The sequence below is a fragment of the Pelagimonas sp. genome (genome assembly GCF_058892305.1).
In genome coordinates this window covers 126,710-151,663 of sequence record NZ_JBZXVN010000030.1, presented here as the reverse complement: position 1 = coordinate 151,663, position 24,954 = coordinate 126,710, and the positions used below count along the sequence as shown (strand labels likewise).

Here is a 24,954-nt window from a genome sequence, read left to right as displayed (position 1 = left end):
GCCTTTGAAAGACACCAATCAAAACCGCAATGCAAACAGGACTTATGTCATATCTCGTCGGCGAAGTGCTTGATCGTTAGTCGGATCGGATTCGGTGCCGCCTGTCCCAAGCCACAAATCGACGTATCAACCATGGCGTTGCTGAGCTCTTCAAGAAGGTTCTGATCCCAGTGTTCGGCCTGCATCAGCTTGACCGCCTTTTCACAGCCAACCCGGCACGGGGTACATTGGCCACAGCTTTCATCCTCAAAGAACCGCAACATGTTCAACGCGGCATCGCGGGCGCTGTCTTGGTCCGATAGAACCACAACAGCGGCAGAGCCAATAAAGGTGCCATGTGGTTGCAGCGTGTCAAAATCCAACGGGATGTCGGCCATGCTGGCGGGTAACAATCCGGATGATGGGCCGCCTGGTTGATAGGCTTTGAACGCGTGACCATCCAACATACCGCCCGCGGCCTCGATCACATCGGTGATGGTCGATCCGGCGGGCAACAAATGCACACCCGGATTTTTCACCCGTCCCGACACCGAATAATTGCGAAGACCGGTACGGCCATTTTTCTCAACCGAGCTAAAGACTTCTGGCCCTTCGCGGCAAATTTTGCCAACCCAATAAAGCGTCTCAACATTGTGGACCAAGGTTGGGCGGCCAAAGATGCCGACCTGTGCGACAAAGGGCGGGCGATGGCGCGGCAAGCCGCGTTTGCCTTCGATGCTTTCGATCATCGCGCTTTCTTCGCCGCAAATATAGGCCCCGGCCCCACGGCGCAGATCAATATAACCCGGCTCAACGATGCCTGCCTGTTCCAATGCCGCAATCTCACGGCGCAGGATTTCCAAAACCGCCGGATATTCGTCGCGCATATAGATGAAACACGTCTCGGCCTCGATCGACCAGGCTGCAATCAACATGCCTTCAAGGAACAAATGTGGTTCCCTTTCAAGGTGATAGCGATCTTTGAATGTGCCCGGCTCGCCCTCATCACCATTTACCGCCAAATAGCGCGGACCGGCTTCGGCGCGAACAAAGTCCCACTTGCGCCCCGAGGGGAACCCGGCCCCACCCAAACCGCGCAAACCCGAGCTTAGGATGTCCTCTTGCACGGTGACCGGATCACCTTTGGCCCGCAGCTCGGCCAATTCCTTATATCCGCCAGCGGATTTGTAGGTCGCAAAACCCTCGTACTCCGGGATTTTCGGATGGGTGTCCCCGGCTTCAATTGCCGCCAAAATCTTGTCCGGCGTGGCAAAATCAATGTGATTATGGCCAAGCTCAACCGTCGGTGCGGTGTCACACCGCCCCATGCACGGCGCGCGCAGCACCCGTACCTTGGCCGGGTCCATCCCATCTTCGAGCGCTTTTTGCAGCTGCTCGGCCCCAGCCAATTCACAAGACAGGCTATCACAGACCCGAATGGTAAGCGCCGGCGGCGGGGTTTCCGCCTCTTTGACCACATCAAAATGCGCGTAGAATGTCGCGACCTCATAGACCTCGGCCTGACCAATGCGCAACAATTCTGCCAACGCACGCAAATGCGCCGCCGAAAGATGCCCGTATTCATCCTGAACAAGGTGCAAATACTCGATCAGCAGGTCGCGCCGAATGGGACGTCCCCCAATCAGCGCCTGCACCTGCGCCAAAGCCGTATCATCCAGCTGCCGTCCCTTGGGCGTGCGGCGGCCTTTGCCTTTGCCGGATTTCCAAACACCTTTGCGATCATCAAGTGCCATGCGCGTCTCCTAAATCTTGCGCTCACTCTAGCCCGCCGCCCACACCAAGCGCAGATGAAAAACGACAGAAACACACGTATGTGCGCCCTAATTTCCGCCCGAATTCATCCGATAGTGACGCTTGGTTCCGATAGAGGTAGGACAAGGGAGCAAATGGGCGGACATCAAAGGGGGCCGAAATGGGTCGATTTACCGCTGTGACACTGGGAATGGTGGCGTGTTTGGCGCTGGCCATGTTGTTTGGTGGCATGTTTGGCGCTGCGGCCCTGCTTTATATCACCGTTTTCACCTTTTTCATGGACAAGCTGACCGCGATGGCCGCCCCTGATCATCCAGGGGCCGAATTTCCCGCTGGCAACGGCCTGTCCGCTGCGCTTGGCCTGTTGCATTTCCCCCTGCTCTATGGCGGGGTCTGGGCGATCTCCGCATCAGGCCTGACGACGCTAGACAAAGTCCTGATTTTCTTTGCCCTGTCCCTGTTTCTAGGTCAGGTGAGCAATTCCAATGCTCATGAATTGATCCACCGATCCTCCCGCCCGCTGCACCGCTTGGGCGTTGCGGTCTATAGCTCGGTGCTCTTTGGCTTTCATGCCTCGGCCCATGTCCGTGTGCATCACATTCACGCCGCCACCGCACAGGATCCAAATTCGGCGCGACTGGGTCAGAACTTTTATCATTTCGCGGGGCGCGCGTGGGTTGGGGCACTGCGGCAAGGCTTTCGGGCCGAATCGAAATTTCGCAAAGGCAAGGGGCTGCACCCCTACGCCATTTACACCGCCTATGCGGTGGCTTCGATAACCATCGCGGTGCTCATCGGCGGTTGGGGCGGTGTTTTGGCCTTGCTCGGCCTATCTACCTATGCGCAAATCCAACTGCTTCTCTCTGACTATGTGCAACACTACGGCTTGCGCCGCGCCGAAATCGCACCGGGCAAATGGGAACCCGTTGGGCCCCAGCATAGCTGGAATAGCCCGCATGGCTTTTCTTCGGCGCTCATGCTCAATGCGCCGCGCCATTCCGACCATCATTCACATCCAAACCGCCCCTATCCCGGCCTCGAACTCGACCGGGACGCCATGCCTATCCTGCCGCAATCCCTTCCGGTGATGGCGGTTCTGGCTTTGGTTCCGCCGATTTGGCGTAGGGTGATGGACAAGCGCGTGGAAAAATGGGCGGCACCTCGCCCATAGCCCGGTGGCAGGGAAAGCCTGACTTTCGGCATCGCGCCGCTTCTGGCACAAGATGGGCCATGAAACAGATTCTTGCCTCCGTCCTCAGTGCCCTAATTGTCTCCACCTCCGCCCTGCCCGCTTGGGCCGCAGACGCGCTCTCTGCCAGTGACTTCGAATCCTATGTCACCGGCAAAACATTGTATTTCGGCATGGCCGGTCAGGCCTACGGCGTCGAAGAATACCTTAGCAACCGCAAGGTCCGCTGGTCCTTTCTCGATGGCAAATGCAAAGACGGATATTGGTACGAAGAGGCCGGGCAAATCTGTTTCGTCTACGAAGACACGCCCGACCCGCAATGCTGGTCGTTCTTCAAAGAGGGCGAAGGGTTGCGCGCTGTTTTCCAAAATGACCCATCAAGTACCGTCCTGTACGAAGCTCAACAAAACGATGAACCCATGATGTGTCTGGGGCCAGAGATCGGCGTCTAACCCGGCGGGTTTAGACCTCGGCCATGCCCTGCCGTAGATAGGTTTTGAGCGTATCGACCAATTGCGTCTTGCCCGTACCCGCATAGAGGTTGATCCGCTGCGTGCCCAAATCCGGCAAGGTGTTCGACCCGTCGATTTGTTCTAGATACGGCGGTGCGTGCCCCTCAAGTTTGACCGTTACCGCCAAATCGGCGCTCACCGTGGCATCCACCGTGGTTTCGCTATCGGAATCCACGGCCATCTCCCATTCGATGCCCGCCGCATCCAGACGCTTCAAGGTGTCTTCGCGAAACACACACCGTCGGCAAAACGCCACGCGCAGGGGCCGCGTTTTCCAGACCTGCCCACCGGGCGTTCCGACCCATTTGAGCGGCACATTGGTCAATGTCTCGCCGCCGCTGTCCACGCCGGTTTCGGTGGTCAGGATGATATCCGCCTCACCTTTTGAAAACTTCTCTTTCAGGGTGCGGGTAAAGGATGACATCAGCTGAACCTTGACCCTTGGGTGCGTGCGCCCCATGCGCTGCAACACTTTGGGAATGACCGGATACACAATGTCCTCGGGCACGCCCAACACAATGTCACCTTCCCAATTCTGATCGGTTAGCTTGGCATAGGCCTCATCATTCAAATCGACGATCTTTTGCGCATAGGTCAACAATTGCGCCCCCGCTGGCGTAAGCGACACGCCCCGCCCTGTGCGGTCCAACAGTTGCAGGTTCAGCGTTTCTTCGAGCCGTTTAAGCTGCATCGACACCGCCGATTGCGTCAGATTCAAAAACCCGGCGGCGCGGGTGACCCCGCCGGAATTGGCCACAGCCATAAATGATCGCAGGGTGGTGATGTCCAAATTGCGCATAGATCACATTCCTTGATGGAAGACGTCAAAAACATTCGTTTCACAAATCAATCACAGAGGCGCATATACATCAACAACAAACATACAAAACTGCAACCCCATCACAAACTTTGAAGGAGACCATCATGATCCGTGTTGCCACAGGCTTTTCCCCCGCCAAATCCCTGCGTCCCCTGACCGTGCTGCGCAAGTGGTTTGCCACCGCCGAACAACGCCACTCTTTGGCCAATCTGGATGCCGCAGCGCTAGATGACATTGGCGTTAGCGCGACCCAAGCCCAATCCGAAGCCGCGCGCCCATTCTGGGATGCGCCGGACCATTGGTCAAAATAGTACAATTCATGTCAGGTTTAGGCGCGGATTTCCTTGAAATACCGCGCCACATGGCCAATATCTAAACGTGAAACCGTGCATTTGCGCGGCAGGTTTTCGTTACGGAGGCTTTAATGGCTGAATTTGACACGGTCCGCTCGGCTGGCATTGGTGCCCGCTCTGCGACGATCGATGCAGGGCTTCGCGCCCATATGAATAAAGTCTATAGCACTATGTCTATAGGCATGTTGATCACCTTTGCTGCGGCTTGGGCGATTTCTAACCTCGCAGTGACCAGCGACCCGTCGCAGGCGGCTGGTATGGTTCGCCAAGGCACATATCTCACCGATCTGGGCTACGCGATCTACGCGAGCCCGTTGAAATGGGTGATCATGTTCGCGCCGCTGGCCTTTATCTTCTTTGGCTTTGGCGCTGCGATGAACCGCCTGTCCGCCGCTGGCGTACAATTGGCGTTCTTTGCCTTTGCTGCTCTGATGGGTCTGTCGATTAGCTCGATCTTCCTGATGTACACTGGCTATTCGATCATTCAGGTCTTCCTGATCACCGCCGTCGCCTTTGCGGGTCTATCGCTCTGGGGTTACACCACCAAGAAAGACATCTCCGGTTGGGGTTCTTTCTTGATCATGGGTGTGATTGGCATTCTGGTTGCCTCGGTCGTCAACATCTTCCTGGGTTCCGGCATCATGCAGCTGGCGATTTCGGTTCTGGGTGTGCTGATCTTTGCGGGCCTTACCGCCTATGACACGCAAAACATCAAGAATGTTTACATCCAGCACGCTCAGCATGGCGATCAGGAATGGTTGGCCAAGGCAGCGATCAGCGGCGCGCTGAACCTGTACTTGGACTTCATCAACATGTTCATGTTCCTGCTCCAACTGCTCGGCAACCGCGAATAAGCGTTTTCGTCAGACAATCAAACCAAGGGCCGGTCATTGCGACCGGCCCTTTTGTTTTGGAATGCTAGGATATGGGATGAGCGGCCCAGAGGATGACCTAAAACGGCAGCACCGCTTGACTGCCCTCGTGCCCTCGCCAACTCCATAGATTGCAGCCTATCAGGCCGTTTCCAAACGATATTTTCGGAACAGCTCACCATTGTAATCGACGTCCCCGACAAACTCTGCCCCGATCAGAGGCAGCGCCAACAGGTTGCGCCGCGATGGGGGCAAGAGAAAGGTCACATAGGGAATGTGCGGCTCCCTGCGCGCGCCTGTGTGCGCCCCTTGCGCACTCAAAGGGAAGCGACCAAACCACTCAGGGTGCTGACCAAAACCGAAGTCCCAGTCGCCCCGCCTCTGGAAACCACCCCAACCAACATTAGGCCCGGCCCCATTCAGTGTTCGGCCACAGTGACGCGGAATTTGCGCCCAGCAAGCGTCTTCGTTGGCGACAAACTAGCGGGCCTACACCGCGCCTCATATTGAGGAGGGAAAGCACATCGCCAGCTCGCAAGCCCCTTGAGAAAGACCGCGCCCAGCCCTCAGTCCTCAGTCCGCTTCCCTCTGCGCAAACCCAAAGACGACAACGCAAAGACGACAACGCAAAAACCGCGCCAAGGTTTCCCTTGCGCGGCTTGCAGTCTCGGTTGAACCGAAAAAAGGCTTACTTGATTTTGCCTTCTTTGTATTCAACATGCTTGCGCACAACCGGGTCGTACTTTTTGATAACCATTTTCTCGGTCATCGTACGGGCGTTCTTTTTGGTCACGTAGAAGTGGCCGGTGCCTGCGGTCGAGTTCAGGCGGATCTTGATTGTGGTAGGCTTCGCCATGGGTCGTCTCCTGCAACGCTGGGCGATTGCCCACGTGAAAATCTGGAACCTGCCTTTTACTGGCCCCGGCCCCCGAGTCAACCGCTCTATGACAGTTTTCCGACGGAATCTCAGGTAAATCGGTCATTGCACCGCATTGCAGCCAATATTGCTCGGGATTAGCCTCAGCCCAGCTGAAAAAGTGAGAAAACCCATGTCCAAAACGCTCTTCGCAGCTTGTCTTGTTACGGCGGCCATTGCCAGCGCCCCGGCCCTGGCCGACGGGTTCGACCGCATCGACTCAGAAGCAGAGTTTCGCGCTCTGGCGCTTGGTCATACCCTATATCTTGGCGACACCACCGCAACGGTGCATGACGGCGGCACCATGACCGTTGTGTTCAAAGGCAAGACAATAACCGGAACGTGGGAATGGCAGGGCGGCTATTTTTGCCGTGTGTTGAAAAGCTATTCGACCAAGGCCGATTGCCAGCTTTGGGAACATGACGGCACGGATTTTCGCATCACCCGTAACAAGGGCGATGGCCAAGGGTTTGTCTATACCCCTGAGCCGTAAATGCGCGGAAGGCCTATAAGCCGGATTCTGTCCCCCCTTGGGTTGCCCCTTGGGATCGACGACCATTCATCTGGGCCATGTGTTGCCACATGGCTCGTGCTGCCAACCCGAACCTCTCAGGCCAAAGCTGCCCTGTCCCGATATCCGCAAGCGGATCAGACGAACGCGAGGTTCCTATTTGGCATTGCTCCGTGGTGGGGCTTGCCATGCGGGGGATGTTACCAGCCCCCCGGTGGGCTCTTACCCCACCGTTTCACCCTTACCCTGGCCGAAACCAAGGCGGTTTGTTTTCTGTGGCGCTCTCCGTCAGGTTACCCTGCCCGGGCGTTACCCGGCACCGATGCTTTGTAGAGTCCGGACTTTCCTCACCCTTTTGACAAAGCCATTGGGGTGCGGCCGTCCAGCCTTCCGCGCCCGCCCCGCTTACGGGCAGGTCCAAGCGGCGTCAATCCCCCGACAACGGTCATCAACAAGGATTTTGAGGGCGGAAACATTAAGAGAAGATGACCAAGTTGACAGCTGTCAACTCAGCAAGCTTTTCTTAACTTTCAGCGCAAGACCAACGGTTGCGCCAACCATTCGCGCAGGGCCGACCCAACGGCATCTGGTTGTTCCAGCGGTGGCAAATGTCCGGCGTTTTCGATCACACTTAGCTGAGCACCGGGGATAAGCTCTGCCATAAATGTATGGCGTTTAACCGGCCAAATCGAGTCCTGAGACCCACACATCACCAGTGTCGGTACAGCGATTTTGCGCAGGGTGGTCTGTTGGTCGCGACGACGTTGCATGGCGCGCGACTGGCGTACGTAACACTCTGGCCCCAATCCTTGGGCCATATCCGCCACCAGCGCCAATATCTCGGCCCGGTGCGGCCCCGGAGCAAGGTCCGATTGCTTAAGCTCTTCGGCCATCACATCGTCAAGCTTGCCGGTGCGCACCCGAATGATCTGAGGGTCGCGTGCGGCGGCCTGTTGCGGTGTGTCGGCAAGCGGGGTGGTGTCCATCAAACACAGGCGTGACACACGGTCCGGCGCACGTCGGATCACCTCAAGCGCCACAATCCCTCCCATGCCAAGCCCGGCAAGGGCAAAGCGTTTGGGCAAAACATCCAAAAGACCCGAGGCGATTTCCTCAATCCGTTCACCATGAGTGACCGGTGCGCTCATCACCGCATGGTCGCGGGACAAATCAGCGATCAACGGGCCATAAAGCCGCGCATCACACATCATTGCGGGCAAAAACACCACCGGTTCACGCATCGCTTGTCTTGTCCTTTTGGTGAACAGGGCCCAGCCCGTCACGCGCTCGAATACCTCTGGGGGCACAGTATCAGAGATGCCAGAGATGGGAAGAGAGCAAAAGAAAACGAGGCGAATTTCTGCGCCTCGTTTCAATCATTTGCGTGAATTTCGACCGGATTATTGGTCGAGCTTGTCCCAGAAATGCTTCAAGTGCTTGTTCACCACTTGATTGTAGCGATCCGACTGGCGCAACTTGGCCAACCCGGCATTAAACCGATACATCATCGTGGTGCCGCGCCAATGGCGTTTCGAGATGATCATATGCATGGTTTGCACCGACAAGGGGCGCGACAGGGGCTCGATCTCACCACGTAGGCCCATCTGGTCGACCATATGCGCCCCGTTAAAGACGTTGGCAGACACCGCATCAACTTCGCCCGCCATCAACGCCTCAAAGCAGCCCTTGAACTCGTTGCGGCGTTCCAGATTGATCAGGTCCTTGGTGAGCCATTGGCGGTCCGGGCTGTCGAGGTCATGCACAAATTGGCCGGCGGCACGGCAGATGGTTTTGCCGTGAATGTCGCTGTCCTCTTCCCACTTGAATTCCTTGCCCTTGCGCACCCAAAGCAGCACCAGAATTTCGACCACAGGATCGGAAAAATGGAAATTCGCACAACGCGGTTCGTCCGGCGTACTATCGCAATCCGGCTTAAACCACGGGAACCCCATGTCGAATTCCTTCTGGTCCAGTTTTGGGAAAAGCTGTGTCGACCAGTCTTCGGAAAACGTCACCGAATACTTTACCGGATTTGGGGTTTCTTCCATCACCGCATGAACCAATTCGGTGGTCATGCCCTGACCAAGCCAGTTCAGATCGGCAAAAGGCGGGCGCCCGGTGCCGGTCAACAACTTGACCTCGGCCTCATCTTCGGGAACGTGAAACGGCGTCACCTCGGCCTTGATGCTTGCCTGTCCAGGCACACAAGGAATGGTCAAGACGTCGCCGGGGTTGATCTGAAACACGCTGGTTTGCAGCATTTCTTGGTTGGCGTAATAGATCAGCGTCCACTTTTCAGGATCGCCAAACCGCTTTTCCGCGATGCTGAACACGGTTTCGCCCGGCTTGACCGTATAGCTTTCGGCCGGGCAATCCTGCGCTGCGGCCCCGATCGGCAGCAGCAGCGCAGCAAGACTTGTCAGAAGACGCCGCATCGGATCAGAACTCGGCCCAGATACGGGTCATGTGTTCGTCGATGATACGTTGGTAAGTTCCATTTTCTTTGATCATGGCTAGGCCTTTCTCAAATTCTGCCAAGAGTTCGGGTCCGTTCGGGTGGGACTTGTGAACAACCATATGGTTGCCATCCACCGAGATCGGCTGCCCTTTTGCGACAACGATCCGGTCTTGCAGTCCCAGTTCTTTGATTTTTTTGCGGCCGCTGAATTCGTTGAGAACCGCGCCATCAACTTTGCCCTCGGCCAACAGCTCAAAACAATCGCCGGGGCTGTCACCGGTGTGCAAAGTAATATGGTTGTTTTTCAACCAATTCCGACCATGTTGATCAAAGATATAAGTTGAATAGCCTTTGGGGCGGCACAGAGTTTTGCCTTCCAGATCCGCATCTGAATTGAAGGCAATCGGCTGTGACGCGTTGACAAACAGCAGCATCAGCACTTCGAACATCGAGTCCGAGAACCGCAGATTGGCACAGCGATAGGTATCTGGATCGGCTTCACAATCGGGTTTGAACCACGGAAACCCGATGTCCAAAAGCGCGTTGGACAAGAGAGGTTCGTGATGGGACGACCAGTCGTTGACCCAATGAACCGCATATCCTTGGGCCGGATCGGCGGCTTTCATCGCCTCGTCGACCACATCCGCCAAAATACCGCCCTTGGGCAGGCCACGGTCGGTGAAAGGAGCAAAGTCATCACCGGTCAGGATGTTGATTTTCTTGCGTGTTGCCGCATTCCCCGGCGCAACCACAAGTGGAGCCACGGGCGCTGCGGCGGCGGCTTTGATGGTTTCAATCGCCGTTCCGCCCTTAAGGCCCGTGGGCAAGCCGTTGACACATGGCATCCGCAGTTTCATCCCAACCCGGATGTTATTGGGGTTCGCCCCGATCTTGTCGCTGTTGTTGCCCTGAATCGTGGTCCAGACGCTGACGTTTTTGTAGAGTTTGTCGGCAATCAACGACAGGCTGTCACCGCGTTTCACCGTATACTCACCACCGCATGTTTCCTGTGCCGAAGCCGACATGGTGCCCGCAACAATAGCAGAGGCGGCGAGCGCACTCAGACGTTTTAACATAGGTATATTCCCCAAAATCCCGTTAACGAATGGTCGCCCATGTTGTGGGAAGGGTCAACGGCCTGCCTAGGGATTGTAGCCAGACCTATATGGATCAAGGGTTTCAGCCCGATTCGCGCGCGTTTTTTCATCGCTACATCTGATTTCTAGAATACTTTCGGAGCAGTTATCCACAGAATCGGGAGGGGACGCAGGGGCCGCCCGGCCCCCGCAGCTACCCGGTTAAAGACCGGCCCAAATGCTCGACATATGCTTGTCAATGACGCTCAGGTATTCGCCGCCATCGCGCATGTCGCGCAGCCCGCCATTGAACTTGGCGATGATCTCTTGAGCGCGCGGATTGGACCTGTGCGCAACAGCATGCAAACCCTCAATTGCCAGCGGTCGGCTTAGCTGCAATTCGACCTGATCAGATACCCCCATATCCTTGGATACGATCCGCCCGGTGAATTCATTCATCGCGACCGCATCGGTTGTGCCTTCAATCAGACGATTGAAACAATCTTCGGCGGTTTGAGGCGATTGCAACCGCGCCCCGGCCCGTGTCAGGAACCCAGCGCCCTGTCCGCGTCGCGTCGCCGCTTCGTGCCCCAAAGGTGAGCAAACCCGCATCCCCTTGAGGTCCGTTTCGGAGCGATAAGTTACCCCGCCGCCCTTTTTGGTGAACAAGACGACCAGCATTTCAAACATCGGGTCCGAATAAACGTAATCGGTGCAAAGCGGCGTGTTCGCAGCGGCTTCGCAATCGGGTTTTCGCCATGGGAACGCCAAATCAACCATGCCTTCGGACAACATCGGATCAAGGTGAACAGACCGGTCATTCACCCAGTAAAACTTGTGCTTTCCAAAGGCGTTAGAAGACACGACCACCCGGTTGACCAAATCCGTGATCAGGCCCGAGTTGAGCTGAAGACGGTTGGTGAAGGGGCGAAAATCGTCACCCGCCAACAGCTTGAGATCAACTCCTTCTTGGCGGCGTTGCGCAGCGCGCTGACGATCCCGAAGACTATCCGCCGAGGTCGCCGAACTCGCGGCTGGGGCCACAAGAGCCGCAGTCTGCAAGGGTTTACCGCCCTTGAGCCCACGCGGCATCCCATCAATGCAAGGAATGCGATATTCGTGGCCAACCCGGATGCTATCTGGGCTGGTGATTTTGTCGATATTGTTGCGGTAAATCACGGTCCATTGACTGACATCCTTGTACAGATAATCAGCAATCAGTGACAGTGAATCGCCGCCTTTGACCTTGTAGACGCCACCACAGGTTTCCTGCGCCTGTGCCGTCCCCATGCTGGCCGCCCATAGCGACGCCGCCAGCGCAATCGCGCTCTTTTTCATATTCCTCTCCCTGCTCGACAGGACCATCTCCCCCAGATCCCGGCAGGCTTAGCGTTGCCTATCTAGTGGTATCGGTCAACAGGGCCACAACAGTTAGTGGATTGCTCTAGCCGTTTCAAAGGGTTCTGGGGTGGTCACATAACGCGATTTCAGCGGGTTGGTGAAGTTATCCACAGAATCACCCGACGATACGCGACACATTCAAACCTTTGAAAATAAGGGTTAGGCGCGGGCCAACAGCAAGGTGAATCCATGACAGTGCGGGTCTTCGGGAACAAAATCCTCGACCTTGGCACCGCCTTGATCAAGCAGCTCATCGTATTCTTGGGCACTCAGCGAGGCGTGGAAAACGTCGTCGGTTCCCACCTGTCCGAGGGCCTCGCCCTCCCCCGGACCAACAGTGAGTAACAGCCGCCCACTTGGGGCGAGATGGCGCGCGATTTTCGGCAAAGCGTGGCGCTGTTCGTCCCGCGTCAAATGGAAGAAACTGCCCCACCCGATGATCGCGTCAAACTGTGCCCCAAGATCAAGGTCGCGCATATCGCTGCGAACCGCCATCGCCTTGGGAAAGCGGCTTGCAAACAGCGCCAGCATGTTGGTGGAAAAATCGGCCCCCGTGACGCGGTAGCCCTGAGCAACAAGCCAAGCCGCGATTGGTTCCCCCGCCCCACAGCCCAGATCAAGCACACGGCCGCCCGGCGGGACATCTTGCAAAGCACGCTCTAACCAATTGCGTTCAAACAAGGATTTGTTGCGCTGCTGGTCATAAGACACGGCCTGACGATCATAGATCTCTTGGGTCTCACCAGCCAGCTTTGCTAGCCGGTCTTGCTCACAATCTGAATCCAAACCGCCGCCTCATCGATCAATGTCCATTCCCGGCGCAAGCCCCAAGGGCCAAATTCCGCATGGCTAATCCCCATCACATGCACCTCGGCTCCGGTTGGCTTGCCAAAGGCCCCCCAACCATCATGCCGCCCGGTCAAAGACCAGCGTACAGCGGCGCGCGGCGGCATCAAGGTCTCTTCCATGCCAATTTTATGGTGGAGTTGAAATTGCGCCGATGGAAAGGCCGCGCGCAACCCAAGCCAGAACGTATCGGCCTCGGTCCAGCCGTGCACCTCGCGCCCGCCCGAATAGCTCATCTGACAGGCTTGATCATATTGTTCGGGAATAACAGAGAGTTCACCCTGCATTATCTGATCAAGGATTGTGGCGAATGCTTCGCCCCATTGGTTCGAATTTCCACCGCCCGTATACGGTCCAACCTCGTCGATCTCCGGGCGAAATGGTTGGGTTTCCGGGCTTAACCCCGGCAATTGATCCCGCGCCCACTCTTTGGGATCAAGGTTGAGTTGCGCCAGAACAGCAGCGCTATCCATCACCCGCCATTCGTCGCAAATGCGATTTGCCTTGGCATAGCGGTCAGCAATTTCACGAAACCGGATGGCGCGCCCGCTTGCCGGGCCATACGATCCGCTGCCGCGATGGGTCGCCGTTGACAACAACCGTTGCGAGCCAAGCAACCCGATTTGCGGGCTGCCGGACCACACCAAATCTTCGCTGAGCATCGAGCGATCCGGAAAAGCGACAAGACTTTCCATGCCCAAATCCGCCACAGCCTGAACCCCAAAGCCGATACCACGCGGCGTACGAATGGTCACATCGGGGTGGTAATATTCCTGCATCTTCGACATCAACCCGCGCTTTTCCCAGATTTCGCGGGTACTTGTCAGGATGTAGTCGGGAAAGTCCCTAAATTTTTGATCAAAACCCTTCATCGGGGCACGCCTTCGCAGTTAACCTTCCTTCCTTGCTGACCAATCAAGGTTAATGCCGCGTTTAGATTGGCTAACTTGGGTAAGAAATTCCGCGAAAGGGTGGAAAATCGCGATATCTTGCCTGCCGCTGTTGCAAGGTTTCAACAGGCTCGGCCCCGGACCGCAACAAGCAACCGCGTGGCGCAATGTAACTGTCGATCCGGCGCTGAGGCGTTGGTCGCCACGTTAAGTTAAAGGCACACAGTTTTGGGAAAAACCAGATTTCGGAGTACGCGAGATGGTCATGCATCCACCAGGCCAAATCGCGCCAATCGCGCCCTTGATCGTATCTCTCGGCAAACCACGGAATGACAATCGACGCTCCGGCGACCTCGGTTTGTGGCAGGTCCCAGATATGGCATTCCAGCGGGTAATCATTGCGCGCGCAGTTGAGTTTGTGGGCGTTGCCATAGGCATTGAGACGAGCAGAGCGATACCCAGAGCGCACAAAAATACGGCCAAATGTTTCCTCAAGAGGGTCTAGCAAAGTGGTGGCAAAGGCACGCCCCCGCGCCAGTGCAAGATCAGGATTATCTGGTATATTACTGATTTCGTGAAAATTTCCGATCTCAGACATCAAAAATTCCCGCATCCAGAAATGGCGCGAAAGGGGCTCACGCCCCAACGTCTCAAGGCTCCACATGGATTTAGGTTGCCGCATCAGATCACGCCAAAACGCATCAATACCCGCCCCAGCGAAACGCCCCATCACCATCGCGCAACGGAGAAAACGGGTTAAAGGCGATCTCCCAGATATGGCCCTCGGGGTCGGAGAAATAGCCGTGATAACCACCCCAAAACACCTCTTGCGGCTGTTTCAATACTTTGCCGCCAGACGGTTCCACCAACTCCATCAAGGCATCGACCTCGTCTTTGCTACGCAGGTTCTGGCCTAGTGTCATCGCCCCCTTGCCCAGCGCCGTCGGATCAATGCCGATATCCTCGGCCAAAGCCGCCAAAGGGTATAGGCCGATCACTTGCCCCAAAAGATCATAAACAACGATATTGTCAGGCGTCTGCACCCGTTGCCAGCCGAGAGTTTCGTAAAACTTAGACGTTGCGCCAAGGTCGGACACCCCCAGGGTGATTAGGCTAACACGTTGTTCCATCACTTCAAATCCTTAACCCATTTCACAATAACCTCGGTCAGTGGGGAGGTCTGGTTAGGCGACAAAACCCGCCCCGCAATCACATGACGGCCGGGGTCATCGCCGGGCCCAACATCCACCGAATGAATCATTGTCGGCCCGCCCCAGCGCGCAGCCACGTCGCGCGTGGCCGCATGATCAATGACCTGATCCAGATCGTCAAAGACAAAAAGCGCCGGTTGCGCGACCTGTTCATGTGGCACTGCTTGCGCGGCTTGGACTGAGGCGGCCATCGGCAAAAGCGCCGTGGTTGGGTAGGTGTTGGTCCAAAATTTCGCGTGATCGTCGTTGGATGGCGGGAAACTCCGTTCGGCCCCGGCCAGTTTTGGCAACCACCACCGGGCACCGGGCCAAGTTAGAACCTGCGCTCCCGCAGCCCGTACCCGGAAATTTGGCGAGATCATCACCACCGCGCGGACCTCTTTGGCCATGTCCTCGTGAAGGGCCAAGGCCGCAAGGGTCGCCCCAGTCGATGTGCCAAGTACCAGGGTTTTGTTTCCCGTGGCCCGACCGATGGCCAGCGCTTCGGCCACATCCCGCATCCAACCTTCAACCGTGGCTTCGGCGAGGGCCTCTCCGGAACGGCCATGCCCTTGAAGGCGTGTGAAAACCAGATTGGCGTTCAATTGCTCTGCAACCCTATCGGGGAGCGGTCGGATTTCTTCGGATGTGGCTGAAAACCCGTGCAAGTACACCACTGACCAATCGGTTTTAGTCTCTGGCTCTCTGGCCCATATCACCTGTTTGGCGGTGCCATCGGTGATGTCGTCAAAACGGGCTTCTTGCGCCGCAAGCCATGCGTCGATGCCTCCGGACAACTGGCCTTCTTCAAACTCGACCTGTGTCACAACGGGTTCGCGCGGCCCAAAGAACCAGAGCAGACAGCCCGCCCCTAAAATTCCTGCCAATGCCCAAATCAACAATTTCACAGCTCCCCCCCCCGATCGCGTCGCCCACAAAAAACCTAGGCGGCACAGCAATCATGCGGATAGAACTTCGGCCTGCCAACAAAATCGCCACGTCAGCCAGCGCAATTTGGGCAATTGTTTAGGCGATTTCCGACAGGATGCGCTCAATCAATGCAAGACAGGCCGGAGATGAAAACCGGTGATCTGCGCCTTTGACCAATGTCAGGCGCAAGTCGTCGCTTTCGATATGATCAAGCAATTTCAACGCCGTATCCCGCGCAACCGCTTCATCTTCGGTCCCTTGGAGCAACCGGACCGGCCACGGCATGTTCAGTGGCGTGCGCAAAACCAAATGGTCGCGCCCATCTTCGATAAGCTTTTTGGTAACCCAATACGGGTCTTCATAGAGTGAGGGCATTTCAAGATGCCCTTCCTCCATGACTTGGCGGCGTTCTATTGCGTTGAATCCGGCCCAAAATTCTTCTTCGGTGAAATCCGGTGCAGCAGCAATACCAACGAAGCCAACCGTTTGAGACAGGCGTTTGGCCAAAATACAGGCGATCCAACCACCCATGGATGAACCAACCAAGATCAGCGGGCCAGTCACAACCTCTTTGATAACCAAGGCCGCATCCGCCGCCCAGTCACCAATACACCCGTCTTCGAACACACCACCAGATTTGCCGTGACCCGAATAATCCAACCGCAGAAAAGACCGCCCCGTCGAAGCCGCCCATTGTTCAAGATGAACAGCTTTGCTGCCATCCATGTCTGACCGATATCCGGGCAGGAAAACGATACAGGGGCCATCACCCTCGGTGTAGGCATAGGCCAGTTTACCGCGCGGCCCATCGAGATAAGAAACCTCAGCCATCAAATTCTCCGTTATTCTTGGACAAGCATACCGGCAATGAACAAATACCCAACAGAATTCTAGTTGTATTTAGAGACAAGCCACCAACACAAGATTAACGGATACAAAGTTTCATGTTGGCGCTAACCGATGCTTTGCGCCAACACCCGGCTGATTTCGGTCAAGCTCCGACCAGATTGCGATTTCCAAATATTGAACGCGTCTTGCACGGCGGCTTTGGCCTTTTTGGACGTGGGTGCCTTGTCGATCACCCCTTCGGCGATCAGACGCGCAACCACATCCTTGGACAAGATATAGCTTTCCTTGCCCATCGAGCGCAGCAAATACGACCCGGTGCCGCCGCCCAAACGCGACCCATCCTTTTGCAACCAATCAAGAAGACCTTGAAAATCATCCACCGGCCAGTCGCCGATTTTGCGCCCGAATGATCCATGCTCCTTGGCAACATCTTGGATAAGCGCGGCGTTTTCTTGAATGGCGCGCACTTTGGGCGGGCTGCGGACAATGCGTTTGTCTTCGATCAGTTCGTAAAACCAATCCTCGGGCATAAAGGCGATCCGCGCGACATCAAACCCATGAAAGGCGTCCTCAATATCGGGCCATTTGTTTTCGACGACTTTCCAACTAATCCCAGCCTGAAAAATCCCCCGCGCCATGGCCGACAACCAACGATCATCGGAAATAGCGGCCAGCTCATCCGACGATTTCGGACTGGAAATCCCATCCAAGACAGCCTCACGTCCCCCTTTGCGGTCCGCGGCAATGTCGAGGATTTGTTCGAATGTGCGCATTATGATCCCTTTCTCGAATAGCCCCAGAATTGCAGAGCTTGACGCGTTGGGAAAGGCCCATCCTGCCAGAAAGCGGCAACAGTATTCGCGCCCGATCTGCTGTGATACACACTTGTAAATGCCCTACCCGTTGATCAATCTGACCATGCATGATGGGTCGCGCCATTTCCTTGGCTTGCCCGCTGACTATCCGCCGCGGTTGCTATGGCGCAGCCTGTCAAAACTCGACACTGCGACGCGGGGCGACTTCCTTGGGGACATGATCGAAACCTGGTTTGATTTTAGCTATCAAGGCTATGCCTTTAGCGTGCATGAAACCTATGGTGAATTCTGGTTCTTTGCCAATGATCCCGACACACCCGACCCGGTGTTGCACGACATTTGCGATCACTTTCTCGCGCTCATTTCGTCACAAACAAACCTCTGAACACCAAACGCGCCCTTGGCCCGGAGGGCGGGGGTGGGCGGGTGGGAGCCCTTCGGGCCAAGGGCCACAACATCCCCGCTTGACACACCGTTCTCACAGGCGCAAAACCCCAGCCGAACAATATACCCGCAACCGGGCGCTTCGTGGGCGCCAAACTGACGAGGAGAGCCAACAGATGGCCCAAATCTCTCTCACATTTCCCGATGGCAACGCGCGTGACTACGACGCAGGTGTGACCCCTGCCGAAGTCGCGGCCTCCATCTCCAAATCCCTTGCCAAAAAAGCGATCTCAGCCACCGTCAATGGCGAACATTGGGATCTGCAATGGCCAATCAACCAAAGCGCAAGCATCGCCCTGCACACCATGCAGGATGACGAACAGGCGCTTGAGTTGATCCGTCACGATTTTGCCCACGTCATGGCCCGCGCGGTTCAAGACATCTGGCCTGATACCAAGGTCACCATCGGCCCTGTTACCGAGCACGGCTGGTTCTATGACTTTGATCGCGCAGAGCCTTTCACACCCGAAGACCTTGGCGTGATCGAAAAGAAGATGAAAGACATCATCAATGCCCGGGATGCGGTGCGCACCGAAATCTGGGATCGTGATGTTGCGCGCAAATTCTATGAGGACGCGGGCGAACCTTATAAGGTCGAGCTGGTCGACCGCATTCCCGAAGGTGCAGACATTCGCATGTATTGGCATGGCGAATGGCAAGACCTGTGCCGTGGTCCGCACCTGCAACACACCGGCCAATTGCCCGGCGACAGCTTCAAATTGATGGGCGTTTCCGGCGCGCATTGGTTTGGCGACACCTCGCGCCCGATGCTGCAACGCATCACCGGCATCGGGTTTCGCAACCGCAAAGAACTGCAAGCCCATCTCAACTTCCTCGAAGAAGCTGCCAAGCGTGATCACCGCAAACTTGGCCGCGAGATGGACCTGTTCCACCTACAACCCGAAGCCCCCGGCCAAATCTTTTGGCACCCAAATGGTTGGAGCATTTACACCATGCTCCAAGATTACATGCGCCGCGCCCAAACCCGCGGCGGCTATGTCGAGGTGAACACCCCGCAGGTCGTTGACCGCAAGTTGTGGGAAGCCTCGGGTCACTGGGAAAAATATCAGGAAAACATGTTTATCGTCGAAGTTGACGAAGAGCACGCCCGCGAAAAGGCGATCAACGCGCTCAAGCCGATGAACTGCCCCTGTCATGTTGAGATTTTCAAACAGGGTCTGAAGAGCTATCGCGACCTGCCCCTGCGCATGGCCGAGTTTGGCTCCTGTGCGCGCTACGAACCTTCGGGCGCTCTGCATGGCATCATGCGGGTGCGTGGCTTTACCCAAGATGATGCGCATATTTTCTCGACCGAAGCACAAATCGCCGAGGAATGCGCCGAGTTCATCAAATTCCTGTCCGCCGTCTACAAAGACCTCGGGTTCGAAGACTTCCGCATCCTATTTTCGGACCGCCCTGAAACCCGCGCCGGTAGCGATGAGGTTTGGGACAAGGCCGAAAGCGCCCTTCTTGACGCGACTCGCGCCGCCGGGATTGAACCGGAAATGAACCCCGGCGAAGGCGCGTTTTACGGACCCAAGCTGGAGTTCAGCCTGACCGACGCCATTGGCCGGGTTTGGCAATGTGGGACTTTTCAGGTCGACTTTGTTCTGCCGGAACGGCTCGACGCGCATTATATTGGCGCGGATGGTGACAAACACCGCCCCGTCATGTTGCACCGCGCCTGCCTTGGATCGTTTGAACGCTTCATCGGCATTCTGATCGAAGAACATTCGGGCCGTTTGCCGTTCTGGATTGCGCCGCGTCAGGTGGTTGTCGCCTCGATCACATCCGAGGCCGATGATTACGTGCATGAAGTTGTGGCCGAATTGAAAGCCGCAGGCGTGCGCGCCGAAGCCGACATTCGCAACGAAAAGATCAACTACAAGGTCCGCGAACATTCGGTCGGCAAAGTGCCGGTGATCTTGGCAGTCGGTCATCGCGAAGTCGAAGAGCGGACCGTGACCGTGCGCCGCCTTGGGGAAAAACAGACCAAGGTCGAAAGCCTTGCCGATATCGTGACAAGCCTGTCGGCGGATGCAACGCCCCCCGATCTGCGCTGATCACCTTATATATAGAAAAGTCAAAGGCGGCCCCAGTTGGCCGCCTTTCTCATGCGCTCACGTCATAGCGTTTGCGTACCCTGCCCGGCTCGATCGCATAGGTCTCAAACCCCATACGCTCGTAATAGGCCAAACCACCGGCATTCTGATCTCCAATCGCCGCATCCAAAAAGCGAAGCCCGTTGAGACGCGCCGTTTCACGGGTTTGGGTAAACAAAGCCTTGCCGATCCCCTGACGGGCGGCATCCGGGTCAATATGAGTGCCAATAATTCCCCAACCTTGGGCAACCCCGTACTCATTGCCCGCGCTCGCACGCAGCAAAACCTGAAGCCCAAGCGGCGCGTCAGCCTCGGAAACGGCAAGGCAACAGGACAGGATGTCAGGATGATCAATATAGCGATCAAGAACATAGTCAGCCGTGTCGGGCAAAGTCCGCAGCCCAATCGCAGTCAGTTTCTGTAAAAATGCGCTGATCCCATCGGCGTCTCTGTGCTGCGCCTGTCGAATGTGCACCATCTTGACCTCTTACATTGTTAAGAATTGGATTTTTGACGCAAAATCGGCGCGATGGAAAGCCGTCACCAAAGAACAAGCCATCTGACAAACATGACAAAACCTGTGAGCGACGCCAGATTCACGGGTTATTCTCGTGATCGACTGTAACAATTGACAGGATTTTTGGAGTCAAAGCCGCGAAATTGTTTCGCCGCCTTTGGTTTCGCCCAATGGATTCAGGAGAAAGACAGCAATTTCACTCACAGTCCGCGCACGGCAGCTAACGCGCCCGTGATGCACGCGCCCGTGATTGGCGATTGAGGGGGGAATTGGGCCAATCTGTTTTCACCGGACGGCAAGGTTGCCACCCGGAACCAGTTTTTGAAACCAGAGGAAATCACCCATGTCCAACACCATCAAAACCGTTGCTCTCGTGAGCGCCGTTGCAGCTTCTTTCGCCGCCCACGCAACCACTGCAACCGCAATGGACAAAGAAAAGTGCTTTGGCGTGTCGCTGGCCGGCAAAAATGACTGTGCCGCGGGCCCAGGCACAACCTGCGCCGGGACATCCAAAGTTGACTATCAAGGCAACGCTTGGACCTTGGTAGACGCCGGCACATGTGCCTCGATCGAACTGCCCGCGATGGCAGACGGCAAAGCGCGCATGGGCTCTCTTGAAGAGCTGGAGCGCGATCTCCCAGCGTCCTAAGTCTCTGGTTGGGGCGGGTTTTTCCCGCCCCTATGCCGTCCAATTCCAGCCCCGAGGCCCCTATGTTCGATCACGCAAATGCCCTGCCCCCGCTCCCCGGCGTTGGTTACAAACCGCAGCATTTTTCCGAGATTTTGGACAATCCCGCTCCGGTTGGTTGGCTCGAAATTCACGCCGAAAACTACATGGGTGACGGTGGCCGCCCCTTGGCGCAACTGCGCGCCCTGTCCGAACGCTTTCCCATTTCCGTACATGGTGTTGGCCTGTCGATCGGCGGTGAAACCCGCCTTGATCCAGAGCACCTTGCCCGCCTCAAACATCTCGTCAGTTGGCTCAACCCGGCTAGCTTTTCCGAACATCTGGCTTGGTCCACCCATGACAGCCATTTTCTTAATGATCTTCTCCCCTTGCCCTATACGGACGACACACTCAAACGCGTTGCCGACCATATAGATGAGCTGCAAGAGGCGATTGGCCGCCCGATGTTGTTGGAAAACCCGTCGTCCTATTTGGCGTTTGAGCAAAGTACCTGGAGCGAAACGGATTTCTTGCGCGAAGTGGCGCGTCGCACCGGCTGTGGTTTGCTTTTGGATGTGAACAACGTCTTTGTTTCCGCCACCAATCTTGGCTATTCGCCCCAAGAATACATCGCTGGCTACCCCCTTGATCTTGTGGGGGAAATCCACCTTGGCGGCCATGACGAAGACCACGATGACCATGGTGCGCCGCTCCTGATTGATAGCCACGGACGTGAGGTTGCCGATCCGGTTTGGGCCTTGCTTGATCTCACCCTGTCTCAATCTGGCCCCAAACCGCTTTTGATCGAATGGGACACCGATGTGCCCGACTGGCCGGTTTTGGCCGCCGAGGCCGAGCGCGCCGCGCAGGCCCTCGCCCGCGTTCACGCTTGAGAGGCATTGGCATGACCACACAAAGTGATTTTCGCGCCGCGCTTTTGGACGCCGCCCTGCCGGTCCCGCCCGGCTTGCTCGATGGTCAGGGGCAGCCCGCCGGCCGCCGCTACGCGGTCTATCGCAACAACGTCGCGGTGTCTTTGGCCGAGGCATTGGAAACAGCCTTTCCGGCCGTGTCCAAACTTATCGGCGCAGAGAATTTCGCCAAAGCCGCCGGATTGTTTTTACGTCAAGAGCCGCCCTCGTCACCGTTGATGATGCATTACGGCGCAGGCTTTCCAGAGTTTCTGGCACGTTTGGAACCCTTACAATCCATTGGCTATTTGGCCGATGTGGCCCGTCTCGAACAGGCCATGCGCCAAAGCTATCACGCCGCCGATGCCAGCATTCTGGACCCGGCCCGCCTGCAAACCCTCAGCGAAGAACAGTTGATGAGCGCGCGGTTGATCCTCGCCCCATCGGTCCGGTTGCTGCGATCCCCGTGGCCGGTTTTAGCCGTCTACAACTTCACGATGAACGACGGCCCACAACCCGACGCCGTGGCCCAAGACGTTCTTGTCACCCGATCCGACTATGACCCGGTGCCGCATCTTCTCCCGTCTGGTGGCGCTGATTTCGTATCGGCCCTGCAAATGAACCAACCCTTTTCCGACGCGATGGCCGCTGCGGGCACGGATTTCGATTTGGGTCCAACCCTGTCTGTCCTGCTCTCCACTGGCGCGCTAAGCGACATCAATTTAACCTAAGGAACCATTGCCATGGATCGTCTTATTTCTTTTCATTCCTCGGTATTTGGCGCGGTCGAGCGTTTCGGCGACGGGCTACTACCCTTGCTGTCACGACTAATTTTTGCCGGTGTCTTACTGGTTTATTTCTGGAAATCCGCCCTGACCAAAGTCGGCGACGGTTTCTTTGGGCTCGTGTCGCCTTCGGTTGGTGCCTACGCACAGATTTTCCCGAAACAGCTCGAGGCCGTTGGCTATGACAGCTCACAGCTCAGTATTTTTCATTGGGCCGTCGTCGTCGCCGGAACATGGGCCGAATTCATCCTCCCCCTGTTGATCGTCATCGGCTTGTTCACCCGTCTGGCCTCGCTCGGCATGATCGGCTTTGTTGTGGTGCAAAGCCTGACCGATCTTTATGGCCATGGCGGCATCGAACATGTCGAAACGCTTGGGGCATGGTTTGATGGCGCACCGGATTCGGTGATCATGGATCAACGCGCCTTTTGGATGCTGCTGTTGCTGACTTTGGTGATCAAAGGGGCTGGTGTCTTGTCCGTCGACAAGGTCCTGCAGATGCGGCATGTGGGCCAAGCGGCCCACGCCTAAAGCTTGTCGGGTCTAGTCAGAAATGTGCCTTTGGCTCATCCGGTTTTCCGGCGGCCAAGGCCAAAACACCCGCCAAACCAGCAAAGGCAATCGGGAACATTGTGAAGACATTGAACCCAAAAGCGTAATACATGCCGCCCGCCGACAAGAGCAACAAAACCCCGCCCCATAGCGCGCGGGCCTTGGCCATTGCCCCCCCTGCGATGGCCAACATCGGCGACACGAGCGAAAAGAACCGCACCAGATCGGGGTTCTTGAAAGTTCCAAAAACCTCGCCCACTTCGGTGTATTCGCGCACAAGCTCTGTATAGCCAAAGCCAAAAAAGCCAACGATCATGCCGAAAACGCCGGCGATGATCCCTAGGGTCAACGCCGCATTACGCATTCAAAAGCTCCGCCTGAACCGCCTTGTCCCAGCCCAACCACATCCGATCTCCATCGGTGATCAAGGGGCGTTTCATCAAGGTTGGATGCGCCAAAATCAGCTCAACCGGCGTGCCCACACGGTCGGATTCTGGCAAATTTCGCCAAGTTGTAGATCGGGTATTGAGCAATTTTTCGCCGAAGCGCTCATATGCCGCATCTAGAATGTCTTTTGCGACGCCATCTTCCCTTACGTCAACAAAGTCCACTTGAACCAAGGCCTTACGGGCCTTTCTGCAAGTATCACATGTCTTTAACCCAAAGAGGATCATGTTTTCTCCTGTGCTGATAATCTTCACATAAGGGCCTTCAAATTGAAATACGAGGGAGTTTTTCTTGCTTTTTTCCCGCAACCGACGAAGCTGATCTCGTTACTTTCGATGATCAGCCGCGAACCGGATCATTTCCCGGCGCGTCTGAAAGGCGATTGCGACAGGGGGGTCCAGCACATTGCCGGATCATTAAGACAGACTTTGAAAGGAGCACGGGGATCATGCCGACAGGCACCGTGAAATGGTTCAATACCACTAAAGGTTACGGCTTTATTGCGCCCGATGATGGCGGCAAAGACGTTTTTGTACATATCTCAGCGGTTGAGCGGTCCGGATTGACCGGATTGGCCGACGATCAGAAGGTCAGCTTTGAATTGCGGGAAAACCGCGACGGGCGTGTCATGGCCTCGGATCTTGAGCTGATTTAAAACAACACAAAAATAGATAAGAAAAACACGGGCTGTGCGCGGCCCGTCGTTTGCAGGGGTGGGTTTCCTTTCGCCGGACCCCTACATTTTAACGTAAGTGCAACCTGTAATTTAGGCCCATAAAAGGGTCATCCGTGTTAAGGTTTTTTCCATACAGTGCAATTGTATGGGACTTGCCATGAAAGACCATATCATCAGAATCGGCGTAGCGATTGTCGTCTGCGCGTCAATTGTCGCGGGTGCCCAGACCCTACCGGCACTCACAGAACCGAGCGTGTCATCAACCGCCGTCGCATATGTTGCCAAACGCTCGGCCTTTCAACCACGTCAGTTCTGCGCCGCGTCTATGCCCGGGGTCGATTGCGCGTGCTTTGAACAAAAAGCGGCTCAGGTTTTGGCGCAAAAACAGGAACGTATCTTAGGCTGGTCCTATGCAAATCAGCTTGATCTCGCAATCGAACAAGGGCGCAAAGGTTGTTCATCCTAAGCGCAGC

Annotated in this window: 31 protein-coding genes and 1 other RNA gene; 13 read left to right on the top strand and 19 right to left on the bottom strand. The window is 56.2% G+C overall.

The features are described 5' to 3' along the window. Positions 1–47: 47 nt before the first annotated feature. A complete protein-coding gene (locus AC5EFR_RS13005; protein WP_493576224.1) occupies positions 48–1,733 on the bottom strand; it encodes an NAD(P)H-dependent oxidoreductase subunit E in 1,686 nt (561 codons plus the stop codon). Between the two features lie 179 nt (positions 1,734–1,912). Between AC5EFR_RS13005 and AC5EFR_RS13000 the strand changes: the two genes are divergently transcribed. Both AC5EFR_RS13000 and AC5EFR_RS12995 read left to right on the top strand, forming a co-directional pair. Then, positions 1,913–2,923 (top strand): alkane 1-monooxygenase, encoded by a 1,011-nt coding sequence (locus tag AC5EFR_RS13000; protein ID WP_493576223.1) that lies wholly within the window; start codon positions 1,913–1,915, stop codon positions 2,921–2,923. 59 nt (positions 2,924–2,982) lie between these two features. After that, positions 2,983–3,393, top strand: a complete 411-nt coding sequence (locus AC5EFR_RS12995; RefSeq protein WP_493576222.1) for a hypothetical protein — start codon at positions 2,983–2,985, stop codon at positions 3,391–3,393. A 10-nt stretch (positions 3,394–3,403) separates the two neighbouring features. Here AC5EFR_RS12995 and AC5EFR_RS12990 read toward each other — a convergent pair whose 3' ends face one another. After that, positions 3,404–4,252: a LysR family transcriptional regulator gene (locus AC5EFR_RS12990; protein ID WP_299925603.1), complete on the bottom strand. Its 849-nt coding sequence runs from the start codon at positions 4,250–4,252 to the stop codon at positions 3,404–3,406. 125 nt (positions 4,253–4,377) lie between these two features. Between AC5EFR_RS12990 and AC5EFR_RS12985 the strand changes: the two genes are divergently transcribed. Together AC5EFR_RS12985 and AC5EFR_RS12980 are read left to right on the top strand one after the other, a co-directional pair. After that, positions 4,378–4,584, top strand: coding sequence for a DUF1127 domain-containing protein (locus AC5EFR_RS12985; protein WP_493576221.1), 207 nt, complete (start codon positions 4,378–4,380; stop codon positions 4,582–4,584). Positions 4,585–4,697: 113 nt separating this feature from the next. Further along, positions 4,698–5,480 (top strand): Bax inhibitor-1/YccA family protein, encoded by a 783-nt coding sequence (locus tag AC5EFR_RS12980; RefSeq protein WP_493576220.1) that lies wholly within the window; start codon positions 4,698–4,700, stop codon positions 5,478–5,480. A gap of 159 nt (positions 5,481–5,639) precedes the next feature. Here the strand turns inward: AC5EFR_RS12980 and AC5EFR_RS12975 are convergent, their stop codons facing one another. Together AC5EFR_RS12975 and rpmG are read right to left on the bottom strand one after the other, a co-directional pair. Further along, complete coding sequence (locus tag AC5EFR_RS12975) at positions 5,640–5,819, bottom strand: hypothetical protein (RefSeq protein ID WP_493576219.1); 180 nt, start codon at positions 5,817–5,819, stop codon at positions 5,640–5,642. 367 nt (positions 5,820–6,186) lie between these two features. Further along, the gene (gene rpmG / locus AC5EFR_RS12970; protein WP_008233681.1) at positions 6,187–6,354 is read right to left on the bottom strand and encodes a 50S ribosomal protein L33; all 168 of its coding nucleotides are present in this window, start codon (positions 6,352–6,354) and stop codon (positions 6,187–6,189) included. A gap of 193 nt (positions 6,355–6,547) precedes the next feature. On the opposite strand from rpmG, the gene AC5EFR_RS12965 reads away from it, so the two are divergent. Continuing rightward, positions 6,548–6,907, top strand: coding sequence for a hypothetical protein (locus AC5EFR_RS12965; protein ID WP_493576218.1), 360 nt, complete (start codon positions 6,548–6,550; stop codon positions 6,905–6,907). Here AC5EFR_RS12965 and rnpB read toward each other — a convergent pair. The 12 genes from rnpB to AC5EFR_RS12905 all read right to left on the bottom strand — a co-directional run bounded on the left by rnpB (position 6,908) and on the right by AC5EFR_RS12905 (position 17,338). Then, positions 6,908–7,319: RNase P RNA component class A (rnpB, locus tag AC5EFR_RS12960), an RNA gene on the bottom strand. Positions 7,320–7,455: 136 nt separating this feature from the next. Continuing rightward, positions 7,456–8,166: an alpha/beta fold hydrolase gene (locus tag AC5EFR_RS12955; RefSeq protein WP_493576217.1), complete on the bottom strand. Its 711-nt coding sequence runs from the start codon at positions 8,164–8,166 to the stop codon at positions 7,456–7,458. A gap of 159 nt (positions 8,167–8,325) precedes the next feature. Next, positions 8,326–9,360 carry a LysM peptidoglycan-binding domain-containing protein gene (locus tag AC5EFR_RS12950; protein WP_493576216.1) on the bottom strand — a complete coding sequence of 345 codons (1,035 nt, stop codon included), beginning with the start codon at positions 9,358–9,360 and terminating at the stop codon, positions 8,326–8,328. A gap of 4 nt (positions 9,361–9,364) precedes the next feature. After that, positions 9,365–10,459: a LysM peptidoglycan-binding domain-containing protein gene (locus AC5EFR_RS12945; protein ID WP_493576215.1), complete on the bottom strand. Its 1,095-nt coding sequence runs from the start codon at positions 10,457–10,459 to the stop codon at positions 9,365–9,367. Between the two features lie 222 nt (positions 10,460–10,681). Continuing rightward, the gene (locus AC5EFR_RS12940) at positions 10,682–11,797 is read right to left on the bottom strand and encodes a substrate-binding periplasmic protein (protein WP_493576214.1); all 1,116 of its coding nucleotides are present in this window, start codon (positions 11,795–11,797) and stop codon (positions 10,682–10,684) included. A 222-nt stretch (positions 11,798–12,019) separates the two neighbouring features. Beyond that, positions 12,020–12,646: a class I SAM-dependent methyltransferase gene (locus tag AC5EFR_RS12935; protein ID WP_493576213.1), complete on the bottom strand. Its 627-nt coding sequence runs from the start codon at positions 12,644–12,646 to the stop codon at positions 12,020–12,022. Next, positions 12,616–13,578 (bottom strand): nuclear transport factor 2 family protein, encoded by a 963-nt coding sequence (locus AC5EFR_RS12930; protein ID WP_493576212.1) that lies wholly within the window; start codon positions 13,576–13,578, stop codon positions 12,616–12,618. The genes AC5EFR_RS12935 and AC5EFR_RS12930 overlap by 31 nt, the downstream gene beginning before the upstream one ends. 70 nt (positions 13,579–13,648) lie before the next feature. Further along, positions 13,649–14,260 carry a hypothetical protein gene (locus tag AC5EFR_RS12925; RefSeq protein ID WP_493576254.1) on the bottom strand — a complete coding sequence of 204 codons (612 nt, stop codon included), beginning with the start codon at positions 14,258–14,260 and terminating at the stop codon, positions 13,649–13,651. A gap of 37 nt (positions 14,261–14,297) precedes the next feature. Further along, the gene (locus AC5EFR_RS12920; RefSeq protein WP_493576211.1) at positions 14,298–14,726 is read right to left on the bottom strand and encodes a VOC family protein; all 429 of its coding nucleotides are present in this window, start codon (positions 14,724–14,726) and stop codon (positions 14,298–14,300) included. Next, positions 14,726–15,694 (bottom strand): alpha/beta hydrolase, encoded by a 969-nt coding sequence (locus AC5EFR_RS12915; protein ID WP_493576210.1) that lies wholly within the window; start codon positions 15,692–15,694, stop codon positions 14,726–14,728. Before AC5EFR_RS12915 ends, AC5EFR_RS12920 begins: the two co-directional genes overlap by 1 nt. Positions 15,695–15,812: 118 nt before the next feature. Beyond that, the gene (locus tag AC5EFR_RS12910) at positions 15,813–16,547 is read right to left on the bottom strand and encodes an alpha/beta hydrolase (protein ID WP_493576209.1); all 735 of its coding nucleotides are present in this window, start codon (positions 16,545–16,547) and stop codon (positions 15,813–15,815) included. 122 nt (positions 16,548–16,669) lie between these two features. Continuing rightward, positions 16,670–17,338, bottom strand: a complete 669-nt coding sequence (locus AC5EFR_RS12905) for a DNA-3-methyladenine glycosylase I (protein WP_493576208.1) — start codon at positions 17,336–17,338, stop codon at positions 16,670–16,672. Positions 17,339–17,456: 118 nt separating this feature from the next. Between AC5EFR_RS12905 and AC5EFR_RS12900 the strand changes: the two genes are divergently transcribed. Together AC5EFR_RS12900 and thrS are read left to right on the top strand one after the other, a co-directional pair. Further along, positions 17,457–17,765, top strand: a complete 309-nt coding sequence (locus AC5EFR_RS12900; protein ID WP_493576207.1) for a hypothetical protein — start codon at positions 17,457–17,459, stop codon at positions 17,763–17,765. Positions 17,766–17,940: 175 nt separating this feature from the next. Continuing rightward, on the top strand, positions 17,941–19,887 hold the full coding sequence (thrS, locus tag AC5EFR_RS12895; RefSeq protein ID WP_493576206.1) for a threonine--tRNA ligase: 1,947 nt from the start codon (positions 17,941–17,943) through the stop codon (positions 19,885–19,887). Between the two features lie 49 nt (positions 19,888–19,936). On the opposite strand, the gene AC5EFR_RS12890 is transcribed toward thrS, so the two are convergent. Next, entirely contained in the window at positions 19,937–20,404 is a 468-nt protein-coding gene (locus AC5EFR_RS12890) for a GNAT family N-acetyltransferase (RefSeq protein ID WP_493576205.1), read from the bottom strand. A gap of 382 nt (positions 20,405–20,786) precedes the next feature. Here AC5EFR_RS12890 and AC5EFR_RS12885 point away from each other — a divergent pair, with 382 nt between their 5' ends. From AC5EFR_RS12885 to AC5EFR_RS12870, 4 genes are all read left to right on the top strand, one after another. Further along, positions 20,787–21,092, top strand: coding sequence for a BufA1 family periplasmic bufferin-type metallophore (locus tag AC5EFR_RS12885; RefSeq protein ID WP_299925660.1), 306 nt, complete (start codon positions 20,787–20,789; stop codon positions 21,090–21,092). A 62-nt stretch (positions 21,093–21,154) separates the two neighbouring features. Next, positions 21,155–22,003, top strand: a complete 849-nt coding sequence (bufB, locus tag AC5EFR_RS12880; RefSeq protein ID WP_493576204.1) for an MNIO family bufferin maturase — start codon at positions 21,155–21,157, stop codon at positions 22,001–22,003. 11 nt (positions 22,004–22,014) lie between these two features. Further along, positions 22,015–22,752: an HvfC/BufC family peptide modification chaperone gene (locus tag AC5EFR_RS12875; RefSeq protein WP_493576203.1), complete on the top strand. Its 738-nt coding sequence runs from the start codon at positions 22,015–22,017 to the stop codon at positions 22,750–22,752. A 12-nt stretch (positions 22,753–22,764) separates the two neighbouring features. Then, on the top strand, positions 22,765–23,337 hold the full coding sequence (locus AC5EFR_RS12870) for a DoxX family protein (protein ID WP_493576202.1): 573 nt from the start codon (positions 22,765–22,767) through the stop codon (positions 23,335–23,337). Positions 23,338–23,353: 16 nt separating this feature from the next. Here the strand turns inward: AC5EFR_RS12870 and AC5EFR_RS12865 are convergent, their stop codons facing one another. After that, entirely contained in the window at positions 23,354–23,722 is a 369-nt protein-coding gene (locus tag AC5EFR_RS12865; protein ID WP_493576201.1) for a hypothetical protein, read from the bottom strand. Beyond that, complete coding sequence (locus tag AC5EFR_RS12860; protein WP_493576200.1) at positions 23,715–24,032, bottom strand: arsenate reductase family protein; 318 nt, start codon at positions 24,030–24,032, stop codon at positions 23,715–23,717. The genes AC5EFR_RS12865 and AC5EFR_RS12860 overlap by 8 nt, the downstream gene beginning before the upstream one ends. A 221-nt stretch (positions 24,033–24,253) precedes the next feature. Between AC5EFR_RS12860 and AC5EFR_RS12855 the strand changes: the two genes are divergently transcribed. After that, positions 24,254–24,460, top strand: coding sequence for a cold-shock protein (locus AC5EFR_RS12855; protein WP_493576199.1), 207 nt, complete (start codon positions 24,254–24,256; stop codon positions 24,458–24,460). Positions 24,461–24,638: 178 nt separating this feature from the next. Beyond that, positions 24,639–24,947: a hypothetical protein gene (locus AC5EFR_RS12850; RefSeq protein ID WP_493576198.1), complete on the top strand. Its 309-nt coding sequence runs from the start codon at positions 24,639–24,641 to the stop codon at positions 24,945–24,947. The last annotated feature ends 7 nt before the right edge of the window (positions 24,948–24,954 follow it).

Excerpts from the sequence above, each read along its gene's own strand:
- AC5EFR_RS13005 (WP_493576224.1), bottom strand. The coding sequence starts at position 1,733 with ATGGCACTTGATGATCGCAAAGGTGTTTGGAAATCCGGCAAAGGCAAA.
- AC5EFR_RS13000 (WP_493576223.1), top strand. The coding sequence starts at position 1,913 with ATGGGTCGATTTACCGCTGTGACACTGGGAATGGTGGCGTGTTTGGCG.
- AC5EFR_RS12995 (WP_493576222.1), top strand. The coding sequence starts at position 2,983 with ATGAAACAGATTCTTGCCTCCGTCCTCAGTGCCCTAATTGTCTCCACC.
- AC5EFR_RS12990 (WP_299925603.1), bottom strand. The coding sequence starts at position 4,252 with ATGCGCAATTTGGACATCACCACCCTGCGATCATTTATGGCTGTGGCC.
- AC5EFR_RS12985 (WP_493576221.1), top strand. The coding sequence starts at position 4,378 with ATGATCCGTGTTGCCACAGGCTTTTCCCCCGCCAAATCCCTGCGTCCC.
- AC5EFR_RS12980 (WP_493576220.1), top strand. The coding sequence starts at position 4,698 with ATGGCTGAATTTGACACGGTCCGCTCGGCTGGCATTGGTGCCCGCTCT.
- rpmG (WP_008233681.1), bottom strand. The coding sequence starts at position 6,354 with ATGGCGAAGCCTACCACAATCAAGATCCGCCTGAACTCGACCGCAGGC.
- AC5EFR_RS12965 (WP_493576218.1), top strand. The coding sequence starts at position 6,548 with ATGTCCAAAACGCTCTTCGCAGCTTGTCTTGTTACGGCGGCCATTGCC.
- AC5EFR_RS12955 (WP_493576217.1), bottom strand. The coding sequence starts at position 8,166 with ATGCGTGAACCGGTGGTGTTTTTGCCCGCAATGATGTGTGATGCGCGG.
- AC5EFR_RS12950 (WP_493576216.1), bottom strand. The coding sequence starts at position 9,360 with ATGCGGCGTCTTCTGACAAGTCTTGCTGCGCTGCTGCTGCCGATCGGG.
- AC5EFR_RS12945 (WP_493576215.1), bottom strand. The coding sequence starts at position 10,459 with ATGTTAAAACGTCTGAGTGCGCTCGCCGCCTCTGCTATTGTTGCGGGC.
- AC5EFR_RS12940 (WP_493576214.1), bottom strand. The coding sequence starts at position 11,797 with ATGAAAAAGAGCGCGATTGCGCTGGCGGCGTCGCTATGGGCGGCCAGC.
- AC5EFR_RS12930 (WP_493576212.1), bottom strand. The coding sequence starts at position 13,578 with ATGAAGGGTTTTGATCAAAAATTTAGGGACTTTCCCGACTACATCCTG.
- AC5EFR_RS12925 (WP_493576254.1), bottom strand. The coding sequence starts at position 14,260 with ATGTGGAGCCTTGAGACGTTGGGGCGTGAGCCCCTTTCGCGCCATTTC.
- AC5EFR_RS12920 (WP_493576211.1), bottom strand. The coding sequence starts at position 14,726 with ATGGAACAACGTGTTAGCCTAATCACCCTGGGGGTGTCCGACCTTGGC.
- AC5EFR_RS12910 (WP_493576209.1), bottom strand. The coding sequence starts at position 16,547 with ATGGCTGAGGTTTCTTATCTCGATGGGCCGCGCGGTAAACTGGCCTAT.
- AC5EFR_RS12905 (WP_493576208.1), bottom strand. The coding sequence starts at position 17,338 with ATGCGCACATTCGAACAAATCCTCGACATTGCCGCGGACCGCAAAGGG.
- AC5EFR_RS12900 (WP_493576207.1), top strand. The coding sequence starts at position 17,457 with ATGCCCTACCCGTTGATCAATCTGACCATGCATGATGGGTCGCGCCAT.
- thrS (WP_493576206.1), top strand. The coding sequence starts at position 17,941 with ATGGCCCAAATCTCTCTCACATTTCCCGATGGCAACGCGCGTGACTAC.
- AC5EFR_RS12890 (WP_493576205.1), bottom strand. The coding sequence starts at position 20,404 with ATGGTGCACATTCGACAGGCGCAGCACAGAGACGCCGATGGGATCAGC.
- AC5EFR_RS12885 (WP_299925660.1), top strand. The coding sequence starts at position 20,787 with ATGTCCAACACCATCAAAACCGTTGCTCTCGTGAGCGCCGTTGCAGCT.
- bufB (WP_493576204.1), top strand. The coding sequence starts at position 21,155 with ATGTTCGATCACGCAAATGCCCTGCCCCCGCTCCCCGGCGTTGGTTAC.
- AC5EFR_RS12875 (WP_493576203.1), top strand. The coding sequence starts at position 22,015 with ATGACCACACAAAGTGATTTTCGCGCCGCGCTTTTGGACGCCGCCCTG.
- AC5EFR_RS12870 (WP_493576202.1), top strand. The coding sequence starts at position 22,765 with ATGGATCGTCTTATTTCTTTTCATTCCTCGGTATTTGGCGCGGTCGAG.
- AC5EFR_RS12865 (WP_493576201.1), bottom strand. The coding sequence starts at position 23,722 with ATGCGTAATGCGGCGTTGACCCTAGGGATCATCGCCGGCGTTTTCGGC.
- AC5EFR_RS12860 (WP_493576200.1), bottom strand. The coding sequence starts at position 24,032 with ATGATCCTCTTTGGGTTAAAGACATGTGATACTTGCAGAAAGGCCCGT.
- AC5EFR_RS12855 (WP_493576199.1), top strand. The coding sequence starts at position 24,254 with ATGCCGACAGGCACCGTGAAATGGTTCAATACCACTAAAGGTTACGGC.
- AC5EFR_RS12850 (WP_493576198.1), top strand. The coding sequence starts at position 24,639 with ATGAAAGACCATATCATCAGAATCGGCGTAGCGATTGTCGTCTGCGCG.